We start from the raw sequence: 9,767 nt of genomic DNA, 5'->3' as shown, positions 1-9,767 counted from the left end.
GGAAGTTTATAATAACATGCCATTTCTATCCTGTCAAGACTAAATTGTCTTTTTTTGATCTTTTTTAAATTTAAATATTCCACTTCTTCAATAAAATCAGTATGTACTTATCTATAAAACTATAAAATCCTATTTGCTCAGAAATAAAAACCAGAAATCTTATAAAGAAAACTACTGATGTAATATGAATAAGCATAAAAAAAGCATATACAAAACATTCCATAAAGAAGCCTCCTAACATATCAACATCTAGTTTGACTACGCCAGAAAATAATATGAACCTGTAATCTAAGCTCAATTTTATTTAAAGGTTATTACCTTCTGACAGTTTCTACAGTATTCTCCCATTTATATATGGAAATAACAATAGCACTTACAGTTTACTTGCTAAAAACGTTTTGCATATCCACAACGACGACAAAGCTCCTCACTTGGATGCCGTATCGAAAAACCATCATAGAGGGCCCGCGCACGTTCACCCGATAAAATTTCAGAAAGAGGTGTTTGAAAAATATTGCCTAGTGCAATATCCCCTCGGCTATCCAAACAACAGGGCACTACCGTGCCATCGCACAACACGCCCATTTGACTTCTAAGTCCGTGACAAAAAATAGGTTGCTCCGTGGCAGCGTCATCCATGCTGGGCCAAGTAAATCGGGCGGCCTTTCCAAGGAAAAGGCGAGGCGCCAGGGTAGTGTTTCCACTTTCGCATATTTTGCTCCGTGCCGCTTCTTGTGCAGTAATATCTAAACCCAATAGACTGCATAAAGGATTGAACATAGCAACATTATCTATATCGTCCCCGCCCAAATTCCACATTCTTAACTCGCAAAAAATCCCCTTCTCCGTTGCAGCTGTAGCAAACAATGCCACGTCCCGTAAGTAATTCTCATTGCAATATGGGCTTCCATGTTCCATGCTATGCAACGATATACTCACTTTTCGCAGTGCCGGTGCATTCAATAGTGTATTTTGACATTTTGCCAACAGCGTACCGTTGGTGGTAATGTTTACGCTCATTTCATAGTGATGAGCCACATTCAAAATTTCTTCTAATTGTGGATGTAACAGCGGTTCACCCAGAATGTGAAGATAAATATGTTTCGTATATGGCTTTACTTGCTCAATGACAAATGCAAATTCATCAACCTCCATAAACTGCGGAGGACGAACGTTGCCAATACAAAAACTACATGACAGATTGCACATATTTGTAATTTCAATGTAGACTCGAGAAAAATTTTTCATAAGTTTTTCACTTTTCCTTATTTTATATTGATAGCCTATTTTTAATATCTTTACTATTTATGAGAATATAATTATTGCTCCAGTTAATTTCTATCATTATATAGAAGAATTCTTTGGAACAATTAAAAAAATGAAAATAATTCAGTTTCTTTATTTTAAAGATGTTGTATATCTTTTAGGTATTATATCATTATCGCCGACAATTACCAAATGGTTTTAAGTTTAGTATGGAGAGAATATGTACTTACACTTTTTCCTAAGAATAAAAAGTCTATAAAATTTTCATACTATAATGAGGTGATTTTATGGCAAAAGCAGATGTAAAATATGAAACAAGAGAAGAACTCCTTAAGCCCAAGGGGAAAAACAGAGTAAAAGTATTAGAACAAGGTAAAGAAATATTACCCTTTCCCGAAATACCTAAAAAATACAAATAAACTTAGGTGTTCATTCGTTCCTATAGTATTTCCTGATTTTTTTAATTACTACTATGGTAAAAAGGAACCTTATAGCGACTATGTTACGAAAAATGACATAGTCGCTGTTTATTAATATAATACATTGTCTGACTTTTTGGATATCCACAATCTTTATGATTTTTGTTTACCTGCGTTTAATTTTGTTTCTGTTTCTAATAAATCTAAATATTCGTGGTATCGATAGGGGCGAATGGGCCTATAATTAGGTTCTGTTTTAAAAACCAAAACCAAGCACTCTCCAATTTTGGGGTAGCTATTACTATAAAAATAGGTTTTCAACTCACCATTTTTGATTCTTTGTTTTATTTTATTATGGTATGGATACATAAGTTATCCCCCCTCATTTATAGTTATTTTTAATGTTTATTATTAAAAATTTAAAGGTTTTTATGAAAAGCAAAACTTTCTTATAAAAATCTTGAAAAACCTCAAGAAACACACGGTTAAATTCATATTTTTTATTGACAATTGATTTTTTATATTGTAAAATGAAAATGTTTCGTATATATGATTATTCGCTCTTAAATTCTAGCCGATAATTATTATCTGACTACAATTTAGGAGTTTTTTATTTATATGCTCGAGATAATTTTTTTTAGGAGGTACTGATTATGAATAACGGTACAGTAAAATGGTTTAACGCAGAAAAAGGTTTTGGATTTATTACACCTGACAATGGTGGCGATGATGTATTTGTACATTTCTCTTCCATCCAGTCCAACGGTTTCAAATCCTTAAACGAAGGTCAAAAAGTAACTTTTGACACAGAAGCTGATCCTAAGGATAAACGCAAAACACGTGCTATCAACGTTTGTGCTAACTAAGCTTCCTTAAGCCACCCATTTAGGTGGCTTTTTTTCTTCCCAAAATGAAAGCTTTTCCCTTAACTAAACCTTCTAAATGCAAATTGAAATCCTATCTTTCATTTCAACCTTAAAACATAACATTTTGTTTTAGTTATAATAAGCATTTTACAGTTCTAATTGCCTGCCGTCCATTAATTGAGCGAATCTGTCCTTTATTCCTTGATGCATCTCCAAACTTAATGTCGGATCCAACTCCAACAATTTCTCCGCAGCTTTTTGGGCTTCGATTAATATTGGCATATCCTGATACATATTTGCAATTTTTAATTCTGGCAATCCATGCTGCCTTGTTCCAAAAAATTCACCAGGACCTCGTAGCTTTAAATCCATTTCAGAAATAACAAAACCATCCTGGGAATCTACCAAAGTCTTTAGCCGTTGCTTTGCAATTTTTGCTTTTGCATCACTAACTAAAATGCAATAGGACTTTTCACTGCCTCGGCCTACACGTCCTCTTAGCTGATGCAACTGCGCCAAACCAAATCTCTCAGCATTCTCGATTAACATAATCACCGCATTAGGTACGTTAATACCAACCTCAATTACCGTGGTAGACACAAGCACATGAATTTCACCTTTTGCAAAAGCCTCCATAATTTCTTGTTTTTCCTTGGGCTTCATTTTTCCATGAACCCAAGAAACAACACATCCCCTCAATTTTTGCTGCAACTCCTCCGTAAAGTCTAATACAGATTGCAGTTCAAGCTTTTCATTTTCCTCTATCATAGGACAAATAACATAAGCCTGCCTGCCTAGCTGCACTTCCTTATCAATAAAAGTATATATCCTTTCATGATAGCTGCTGGGCACTGCCATGGTATCAATTTTTTGTCTCCCCGGTGGTAATTCATCAATAATGGAAACGTCCAAATCTCCGTATAAAATAAGTGCTAACGTTCTTGGAATGGGTGTAGCAGTCATAACTAAAATGTGAGGAGCTTCTCCCTTTTGATTTAAAGCACTCCTTTGACGTACCCCAAATCGATGCTGCTCATCAGTAATGGCCAATCCTAAATTATGATACTCCACCCCCTTCTGAATCACCGCGTGGGTACCAATAATCATTTTTCCCGCCCCTGACGCTATTTTTTCCAAGGCAACCCTTTTCTCCTTTGCTGCTTGTCCTCCTGTCAAAAGCACTGTTGTAATTCCTAAACCTTCAAAAATAGATGAAAAAGATTGATAATGCTGCTGTGCCAATACCTCCGTAGGTGCCATTAAAACAGATTGATACCCATTTTGTATCGCCCAGTAGGATGCTGCCATGGCTACTGCTGTTTTCCCGCTGCCCACATCCCCTTGTATCAGTCGATTCATCTGCTTGCCTATTGACATATCCTCTTCAATTTCCTTCAGTACGCGCCTTTGTGCATTGGTAAATTGAAAAGGCAGAAATTCTTGAAATTCCTCTAGTGCCCTTTGTTTTTTTAATAGAATTCCCTTTTTCCCCTTTTCTAAAAAAGTTTTTAGTGAAAACAACGCTCCTTGTAGTAAAAAGAGTTCTTCAAAAACCAGCCTGCGCCTGGCATCATAGAAACTTTGTTCTGTCTTAGGAAAATGTATTTCCTGTATGGAAAAATTGCGCTCTGCCAGTTGATATTCTTTGCGAATCCAATGGGGAATGTATTCAGGCAGACCCCCACATGTCAGACCCAGTGCATCTTCCATGAGTCCCCGTAGCTTCTTTTGAGAAATTCCCTCCACACTTGGATAAACAGGAATAATACGTCCACCTGCAAAATGCTCTCCTATACCTTCCCATTCAGTAACAGAAAACTCCTTACGGCCATATTTTTTTTGTAATTTACCCGTAAACAAATACCATTCACCGATTTTTAATGTTGTTTTCATATAAGGCTGGTTATACCATAGCAATCCAATTTCTCCCGTTTCATCCACAACCCTAAGTCTAGTAAGGGTGAATTTTCCATGCTTCATTGTTTCTCCATTTCCCTTGCAACGGGCGATAAAGGTATTCTCCTCATCCAGTTCTATCTCATTGATTTTCGCCAGACGGCTTCGATCCTTATAATCTCTGGGATAATGTGTGATAAGATCTTCAACGGTAAAAATCCCAAGTTTGTTCATTTTTCTTTCTCGTTGTTCACCAATTCCTTTTAAGCAGGAAATTGAATCTGTCCACTCCATTTCATCACCTCTTTCGTCCATAAGACCTTTATTCATTATAGATGTATTTTAGAAACATGAAAAGCCATTTTCCCACCTAAAACTCTTGTTCAATATTTGATATTAAAAAGTCTTTTAAATGCCTTTAAGTTTGATTTTTCTTTCAAATTTAAGGCAAAATTTTAAAATGACGCCATTAAAAATCATATACAAGATAAAATTCTACTTAAAAACCCAAGTTGATCCATTGGAATTGCATTACCAAGATAACCAGACAAAGATCTTCTCATAGCATCATATAGTAGGTTTATCGTGGTCTTAGAAATTTGTCTTACAAAAAAATAAGACCACAAAACCCAAATTTCAGGCTTTGCGGTCATTTTTGGTTTTATTCAACTGAAATGCCTTTTTTGAATTATACGCTATTTCTGTCTGCTTTTAAAGGCTTTTCTCTGTATCTATTTTTAATATTTCACCTTTTTCACACGTTTAAAAAATAAATAGTACGTTTTTAGTACGCTCTATTTTTTTATCCCGCATTCACACATACCCATCCACCCCTGATTTTACTGGGTTTGTGAAAGGCCTGACTTGCATCTGACTTGCATAAATTTCAAACCGTTTTTATGGTCTCGTGATACGATTAGAAATGTGGTTTAGATACCCACAAAAAGAGTCAGGCCTAGCCTGACTCTTAAATATATGTTTATTTAAATCTTTTAAGGAAAATCGCTTTCCTTCTTTTCGCTTGCGTATTCTTTTACATAATCGGCAAAGCTACCAACCCATGATTTGCTTGGGGTTTCGCTGATTTTTGTAAAATTCCAAGTGAAATCATCCAATATTAATTTAAAGGATAAATTTTCACAAATAACAGTCTGTTCTTCCAAAACCGTATCAGACAGATACACCTTTTTAGATTGAAGCAAATAAACATTGTCTTCCTTATTCTCGAAAGTACCCTCCAAAAAAATATCGTTTTGATAATCTTGCAGATAGAATACTTTTCCTGGACCTGCTGTTAATGAGCAGAGAGTGTTTTCATCACAAGTGTAAGTACCTATTAACTGATTAGAGAGTTTTGGTTGGGAAAGTGTACTGATGAAATTGACACCATAACGTTCATAAGAGTAAATAAAAGCAATAAGTAGCAAAACACAGCAAAAAAAACTTACGACTATGTGTATATTTTTCTTCATAAAAATACCTCCATAAATATGATAACATAATAAAATAAAAAATAATATGGATATATTATATAAAATAATATAAGAAAATATAACATTTTATATAATTATATTTGACATTAATAAAAAAATAGTATATATTGGAAATTAAATAACTAATACTAAATTTAACTGTATCATAAGGAGGAGATTGAATCATGAAAAAGTTAGCTATTACTGGTTTGTGCTTTATTTTAACGACGAGTATCTCAGCGCCGGTTTTTGCAAATACCGGTGAGACACAAGCAGTCTTATCAAATGTAATTGAAAATGCATCGGATAATTCTACAAAACGTGCTCAAGATTGGGAGTATAAACGAAAAAGTGGAAGCTCACTTATAAAGGCAGATCAATATATAGGTGTGGCTCCAGGACAAGGGGCAGACTGGACAGTTTTCTACGATGAGCCTGCTGGTTTTAATTGGACCCCCAGTGGAAGCCCCGTGACAGTTACTGTATCTGCTCCAATGGGCGTGTTTAGTATTTCTGCTAATTTAGGCAGTTGCGGCAGCTCTGGTAAGTTCTATGGTGCAAAAAAGAATAAACCATGTAGACTTGAGGTATATAAGGATATTGAGATTAAAGAATATCAAGTCTATAGAAGACCTATTGGTACAACTAATTGGGTTTTCTATAAAACTGAATATGAAACATCAATAAGCACTGACCGTACAAGAGTTGTCTACCGTTAATTTTCAGTATTTGAATAAGTGTGTTACATAAAGTCCTTATGAAAATTACATTGTGAACATAGTGTCATACTCTTATCACCTACAGTGGTATTAAGTATGACACTAGCATTATGAACGAAAACAGTAGAAATGAAAAAAATTTTACGAAATTCAATTGCTTTCTCTGTTTGCTACCAATATGTCTGTAAATTATTTATCCAACACAGGCACACTGCCTTTATTACCAACTCTCAATCCCAACAGCTCCGCAACGTCCCTTGTCTTAATAAACGTTGTTCCATCCTTGCGAATCATATCAACTTCGCATTCCTTACCATCTACAATAATCTTTTCTCTTGTTACCACTTCATCATCCCTTTCTACATAATTAATATAGTCCATTAGCAACCAATGAGTAAATTTGTTCTTATTTAGTGGTACCTCCCGCACCCCATATGCCGAACCGTCTGCAGCTATGTAATATGGCACACCATTTTTCACACCGGTATAAATACCCACATGCCCTTTCATCCACACCAAAGCGCCTACAGGAGCCTGTTTAATTGTACTAATAAGCTCCTTTTTGATTGCCCTATCAAATAGTTGGGCGGAACCCAACATGACCCTGGTAGCCCATGAAATCAACCCCGAGCAGTCCACACAAACCTTGCCCACTTTCTTTTCATCGGAATCCCATACACACTTTTTCCCGTATTGCCCTTGCAGATATTTGAAGTTGGCCAGTGTCATTACTGTGCCCTTCATACCGTATACATATGGCGTTCCTAACTTGGAACGTGCAAAAGCCACTAATTCCTGTCCTGTCATGCCACATCCCCCTTTACAACTTCTCGAATCGCCTTATTCTGTGTCAGCATGATACGCATTTCCTCTAGTGCTGCATCTACCCAACCAGAGAAAACGTTAAATGAAATCATTCTGGCCACCGCCGGAAAACGTGTAATAAATAAATCGTAAACATACCTTAATTTAAGCTGTCCTGTGCCATTGCCTAGGGCTTTCTCTGCTTCAATGCAAGCATATAGTAACCACTCTTTAATTGTTTCAATCTGCTTCGCTGAGGGTAGTCCATAGAAACGATAAATGGCTATAGCAGCCACCATAGCTACCGCCAATATTGCAACTACAATAAACCAATTTTCAACCAGCCACATCATTATAATTCTCCTCTCTGGATACAACGGAATCATAAACGACCCCACCTGCTGTATTTTCTCTCATGCTTTTCATTGTGTACCCTGTTTTACTTACGCCCCATGCCGCCCACGGTAGCGATACCATTGCAGTAAGCCATGGGAATGCTGAATCTGCGCCACGGAATACGCTATAATAGGCTAGTCCGATAACGCCTAGTGTATTTACCCAAAGCAAAGCCATTTCCATTAGCATAATTCTTTTAGAAAACTCACCTTTTACATTTCTTCGTCTCATGGCAACCGCCCCCCCGAAAGGAGATAGCCGACCACCGCACCCACTACAACAGTAATCACACGCTCTACAATACTTTCCCAACGTTTTGCTGGTTTCTCGGCCAGAGTCTTTACATCCGCTTTAATCTCCCCCACATCCTCTTTTATGTACTCCTGTTCTTTCTGCATCACAGAAAAAGAATTGGTAAGCTGTTCCAAATTGTCCTGACGTTTTTCCATGGAGTCTAACCTGTGTTTATTGCTCTTACTCCGCTGGTCAACCTCAATCAGCTTTTCTGACATTTCATCCTGATTCATAGATTCCCTCCCTTATGTAATGTTTACGTTTGAATCTTAAATTGTTTTATATGTACCATTTACCCTGGTTCTGCTAAGTCTCAGTCCTCTGCTGCCAATATAGAATACTTTTGTTACTGTATCTATGGAATTGGTGTCTACACATATAAAGAGACCTCAATCTATTAAAGTGACAACCCCATTTACTAAATTAAATAAAATTACCATAGTATGAATCAAGCCAGAAACCACTACATCCATGTGTTTCACCCCTTTACGCAATAAAATCACTCCTTTTCGAAATAAAAAAAACCGGATATGCTCCGAGCCACCCAATGTCATATGCAATTATTGCTCCGTGAGATCCTCACCGGTGATTTCTTTGTATTCCTCCGTGGTAATCTTACCGAAACCAACAAACTTTTGAAGCTGGTCTTTCCTAACAAAATTCTTTTCAAATCTTAACTTTAAATTATCAAACATAGGACTCATTATTTGTCACCCCCCAATAGTGCCACCTCAATATCTGTCATTTGCTGTGCTAATAGCTCCTGATTTTGCTGAGTTACCATGTCTCGCAATTCTGCATCAGTCATGGCCTGCATGAGCTGTTCTGTTTCTGTTGATTCTTTTATGGTTTCTGGTACTGAGGAAATAGGCTTATTCGCTTTATATTCTTCAGATGAAACTTCCATCAATTTCTCAGATGGTATATTATCTTTCGAATATTTTAAAAACAAATTCCCCTCATGCAAGTAGCTTTCTTCGTAAACACACCCCGTCTTTATTACAGGTGGTTCATTTCCATATTTTTTATAATACATAATAATTAACCCCCCTCTGCTTATTCATATAAAGAATACGATACATCAACATATGTCGAAACTGTTCCTGTATCTATTTTGACTAATAGTGAATTTTTAAATGGTACGGCTGCATCAATTATCATTTCGGTGCTGCTTGCATTTGCTACTTTTATCAAGTTTCCACTATATGCTATTGACGGTTTATACCCAAGATAAGCCGATCCATCAGATGACATGTTGAAAACAATCCCATCTATAAATACTTGTACTTTTGTCGCTCTAGTATATACTCCATAAAATTCGCCAGTGCCCGTTACAGATAAAACAACATAGCTAGTTAAGTTAGCTCCTATAATGGTGCTCAAAAGTTTATATGCCCTAAACTTTTGAGCAGAAATTATTTTATTCAGTTTGGCAAATACAGTGCCTACAGTTTCCGTTGCACCTGCGTCTGTCGTACTTCCAATTTTATTTACCTCAGCTAGTATGGCATTTTCTTTCGCCATTACTGTTCCTGCCGAGGTTGAACCACCTGTATCCGTGGTCGTCCCTATTTTCAAGCAATTATTGTAAACACTAGATAAATAACTGCTTATTTGCGAAACCAAATAATTCAG

At 36.4% G+C, this 9,767-nt stretch carries 14 protein-coding genes; 3 read left to right on the top strand and 11 right to left on the bottom strand.

The window, feature by feature from the left end:
• Nucleotides 1–387 precede the first annotated feature (387 nt).
• Nucleotides 388–1,248, bottom strand: coding sequence for a radical SAM/SPASM domain-containing protein (locus RTK36_RS13635; RefSeq protein WP_312047789.1), 861 nt, complete (start codon nt 1,246–1,248; stop codon nt 388–390).
• Between the two features lie 305 nt (nt 1,249–1,553).
• Here RTK36_RS13635 and RTK36_RS13630 point away from each other — a divergent pair, with 305 nt between their 5' ends.
• The gene (locus RTK36_RS13630; protein ID WP_312047788.1) at nt 1,554–1,685 is read left to right on the top strand and encodes a hypothetical protein; all 132 of its coding nucleotides are present in this window, start codon (nt 1,554–1,556) and stop codon (nt 1,683–1,685) included.
• Between the two features lie 153 nt (nt 1,686–1,838).
• Here RTK36_RS13630 and RTK36_RS13625 read toward each other — a convergent pair whose 3' ends face one another.
• The gene (locus RTK36_RS13625; RefSeq protein ID WP_312047787.1) at nt 1,839–2,054 is read right to left on the bottom strand and encodes a hypothetical protein; all 216 of its coding nucleotides are present in this window, start codon (nt 2,052–2,054) and stop codon (nt 1,839–1,841) included.
• 284 nt (nt 2,055–2,338) lie between these two features.
• Between RTK36_RS13625 and RTK36_RS13620 the strand changes: the two genes are divergently transcribed.
• On the top strand, nt 2,339–2,551 hold the full coding sequence (locus tag RTK36_RS13620) for a cold-shock protein (RefSeq protein WP_066052193.1): 213 nt from the start codon (nt 2,339–2,341) through the stop codon (nt 2,549–2,551).
• A gap of 147 nt (nt 2,552–2,698) precedes the next feature.
• On the opposite strand, the gene recG is transcribed toward RTK36_RS13620, so the two are convergent.
• The gene (gene recG, locus RTK36_RS13615) at nt 2,699–4,741 is read right to left on the bottom strand and encodes an ATP-dependent DNA helicase RecG (protein WP_312047786.1); all 2,043 of its coding nucleotides are present in this window, start codon (nt 4,739–4,741) and stop codon (nt 2,699–2,701) included.
• Between the two features lie 698 nt (nt 4,742–5,439).
• Nucleotides 5,440–5,919 (bottom strand): hypothetical protein, encoded by a 480-nt coding sequence (locus RTK36_RS13610; RefSeq protein WP_312047785.1) that lies wholly within the window; start codon nt 5,917–5,919, stop codon nt 5,440–5,442.
• 185 nt (nt 5,920–6,104) lie between these two features.
• Here RTK36_RS13610 and RTK36_RS13605 point away from each other — a divergent pair, with 185 nt between their 5' ends.
• Entirely contained in the window at nt 6,105–6,638 is a 534-nt protein-coding gene (locus tag RTK36_RS13605) for a hypothetical protein (RefSeq protein ID WP_312047784.1), read from the top strand.
• A 189-nt stretch (nt 6,639–6,827) separates the two neighbouring features.
• Here the strand turns inward: RTK36_RS13605 and RTK36_RS13600 are convergent, their stop codons facing one another.
• The 7 genes from RTK36_RS13600 to RTK36_RS13570 all read right to left on the bottom strand — a co-directional run.
• On the bottom strand, nt 6,828–7,445 hold the full coding sequence (locus RTK36_RS13600; RefSeq protein ID WP_312047783.1) for a hypothetical protein: 618 nt from the start codon (nt 7,443–7,445) through the stop codon (nt 6,828–6,830).
• Nucleotides 7,442–7,795 carry a hypothetical protein gene (locus RTK36_RS13595; protein ID WP_312047782.1) on the bottom strand — a complete coding sequence of 118 codons (354 nt, stop codon included), beginning with the start codon at nt 7,793–7,795 and terminating at the stop codon, nt 7,442–7,444. The genes RTK36_RS13600 and RTK36_RS13595 overlap by 4 nt, the downstream gene beginning before the upstream one ends.
• Nucleotides 7,779–8,069 (bottom strand): hypothetical protein, encoded by a 291-nt coding sequence (locus RTK36_RS13590; protein ID WP_066048785.1) that lies wholly within the window; start codon nt 8,067–8,069, stop codon nt 7,779–7,781. Before RTK36_RS13590 ends, RTK36_RS13595 begins: the two co-directional genes overlap by 17 nt.
• The gene (locus tag RTK36_RS13585; protein WP_312047781.1) at nt 8,066–8,365 is read right to left on the bottom strand and encodes a hypothetical protein; all 300 of its coding nucleotides are present in this window, start codon (nt 8,363–8,365) and stop codon (nt 8,066–8,068) included. The genes RTK36_RS13590 and RTK36_RS13585 overlap by 4 nt, the downstream gene beginning before the upstream one ends.
• A 327-nt stretch (nt 8,366–8,692) precedes the next feature.
• Nucleotides 8,693–8,836 (bottom strand): XkdX family protein, encoded by a 144-nt coding sequence (locus tag RTK36_RS13580; RefSeq protein WP_312047780.1) that lies wholly within the window; start codon nt 8,834–8,836, stop codon nt 8,693–8,695.
• A complete protein-coding gene (locus tag RTK36_RS13575; protein WP_312047779.1) occupies nt 8,836–9,168 on the bottom strand; it encodes a hypothetical protein in 333 nt (110 codons plus the stop codon). Before RTK36_RS13575 ends, RTK36_RS13580 begins: the two co-directional genes overlap by 1 nt.
• A 20-nt stretch (nt 9,169–9,188) precedes the next feature.
• The coding region (locus tag RTK36_RS13570) for a hypothetical protein (protein ID WP_312047778.1) at nt 9,189–9,767 on the bottom strand (579 nt) is incomplete at its 5' end.

Source organism: Anaerotignum sp., from assembly GCF_031981185.1.
In the GTDB taxonomy this organism is placed as follows: Bacteria; Bacillota; Clostridia; order Lachnospirales; family Anaerotignaceae; genus Chakrabartyella.
The sequence above is the reverse complement of the archived record's forward strand: the minus strand, read 5'-3'. Positions and strand labels throughout refer to the sequence as shown.

What these genes read in the sequence shown, in the direction of transcription:
- recG (WP_312047786.1), bottom strand. Translation starts at nt 4,741, where the DNA reads ATGGAGTGGACAGATTCAATTTCCTGCTTAAAAGGAATTGGTGAACAA.
- RTK36_RS13625 (WP_312047787.1), bottom strand. Translation starts at nt 2,054, where the DNA reads ATGTATCCATACCATAATAAAATAAAACAAAGAATCAAAAATGGTGAG.
- RTK36_RS13595 (WP_312047782.1), bottom strand. Translation starts at nt 7,795, where the DNA reads ATGATGTGGCTGGTTGAAAATTGGTTTATTGTAGTTGCAATATTGGCG.
- RTK36_RS13585 (WP_312047781.1), bottom strand. Translation starts at nt 8,365, where the DNA reads ATGAATCAGGATGAAATGTCAGAAAAGCTGATTGAGGTTGACCAGCGG.
- RTK36_RS13575 (WP_312047779.1), bottom strand. Translation starts at nt 9,168, where the DNA reads ATGTATTATAAAAAATATGGAAATGAACCACCTGTAATAAAGACGGGG.
- RTK36_RS13630 (WP_312047788.1), top strand. Translation starts at nt 1,554, where the DNA reads ATGGCAAAAGCAGATGTAAAATATGAAACAAGAGAAGAACTCCTTAAG.
- RTK36_RS13635 (WP_312047789.1), bottom strand. Translation starts at nt 1,248, where the DNA reads ATGAAAAATTTTTCTCGAGTCTACATTGAAATTACAAATATGTGCAAT.
- RTK36_RS13580 (WP_312047780.1), bottom strand. Translation starts at nt 8,836, where the DNA reads ATGAGTCCTATGTTTGATAATTTAAAGTTAAGATTTGAAAAGAATTTT.
- RTK36_RS13610 (WP_312047785.1), bottom strand. Translation starts at nt 5,919, where the DNA reads ATGAAGAAAAATATACACATAGTCGTAAGTTTTTTTTGCTGTGTTTTG.
- RTK36_RS13605 (WP_312047784.1), top strand. Translation starts at nt 6,105, where the DNA reads ATGAAAAAGTTAGCTATTACTGGTTTGTGCTTTATTTTAACGACGAGT.
- RTK36_RS13620 (WP_066052193.1), top strand. Translation starts at nt 2,339, where the DNA reads ATGAATAACGGTACAGTAAAATGGTTTAACGCAGAAAAAGGTTTTGGA.
- RTK36_RS13600 (WP_312047783.1), bottom strand. Translation starts at nt 7,445, where the DNA reads ATGACAGGACAGGAATTAGTGGCTTTTGCACGTTCCAAGTTAGGAACG.
- RTK36_RS13590 (WP_066048785.1), bottom strand. Translation starts at nt 8,069, where the DNA reads ATGAGACGAAGAAATGTAAAAGGTGAGTTTTCTAAAAGAATTATGCTA.